At 71.4% G+C, this 602-nt stretch carries 1 protein-coding gene; it reads left to right on the top strand.

Annotated features, from left to right (window positions below):
* Positions 1-257: 257 nt before the first annotated feature.
* A partial coding sequence (locus ABZS77_RS27120) for a hypothetical protein (RefSeq protein WP_354828426.1) occupies positions 258-602 on the top strand: 345 nt, incomplete at its 3' end.

Here is a 602-nt window from a genome sequence, read left to right as displayed (position 1 = left end):
CGATGGTACTGCACTCGTGAGGGTGTGGGAGAGTAGGACGCCGCCGGACAATCTTCCAGTCGAGGGCCGCCCCATGAGGGTCGGCCCTCGACTGCGTAGCGCCATTGGTGGCGCAATCAGGAAGGATGTACCTGTGAGTTCAGGACCGCAGGGCGGAGATCGTCCCCGTCGCCACGAAGACCGTACTGACGGCTCGGCTGGGCGCGACCGCGGCCCGCGCCGTGACGACCGCGACCGGCCCCCGTACCGGGGCGACCGTGACAACGCTGGCGGCGCCCGTGGCGGATACGCCGGCGGCCGCGATGCTGGTTCCCGTGGTGGCGACCGTGACGGTTCGCGTTCCGGTGCTCCGCGCGACGGCGGTTTCCGTGGTGGTGATCGCCGCGAGGGTGGTTTCCGTGGTGGCGACCGTGACGGGTCGCGTTCCGGTGCTCCGCGCGACGGCGGTTTCCGTGGTGGTGACCGCCGCGAGGGTGGTTTCCGGGACGGTTCGCGCTCGGGTGCGCCCCGCGAGGGTGGTTTCCGTGGTGGCGACCGGGATGGTTCGCGGTCCGGTGCTCCGCGTGAGGGTGGCTTCCGGGGCGGTGACCGCGAGGGTGGTT

It is taken from the genome of Micromonospora sp. NPDC005298 (assembly GCF_040607375.1).
In the GTDB taxonomy this organism is placed as follows: domain Bacteria; phylum Actinomycetota; class Actinomycetes; order Mycobacteriales; family Micromonosporaceae; genus Micromonospora.
Note: the sequence above shows the minus strand (reverse complement) of the source record. Positions and strands in the feature narration are given on the sequence as shown.